Here is a 260-nt window from a genome sequence, read left to right on the forward strand (position 1 = left end):
GCCAAGGTCGAGGTGCAGGGCCTGCTGGAGTCCATCAACCCGCCCGGACTCGGAGAGTTCGGGCAGCTGGCGAGCGTGGCCGCCATCGGCACCGTGCTGGCGTTCACGCTGATCGCCTCGGCGGAGAGCCTGTTCAGCGCCGCGGCGGTGGACCGCATGCACGACGGTCCGCGCACGGACTACAACAAGGAACTCATGGCGCAGGGCGTGGGGAACACGGTCTGCGGGGCGCTCGGCGCGCTGCCGATGACCGCGGTCAT

At 70.4% G+C, this 260-nt stretch carries 1 protein-coding gene; it reads left to right on the forward strand.

Going from position 1 to position 260, the window contains the following annotated elements:
- A partial coding sequence (locus CU044_RS15225; protein ID WP_240045617.1) for a SulP family inorganic anion transporter occupies window positions 1-260 on the forward strand: 260 nt, incomplete at both ends.

The organism is Streptomyces sp. L-9-10 (assembly GCF_004151105.1).
Taxonomy (GTDB): Bacteria; Actinomycetota; Actinomycetes; order Streptomycetales; family Streptomycetaceae; genus Streptomyces.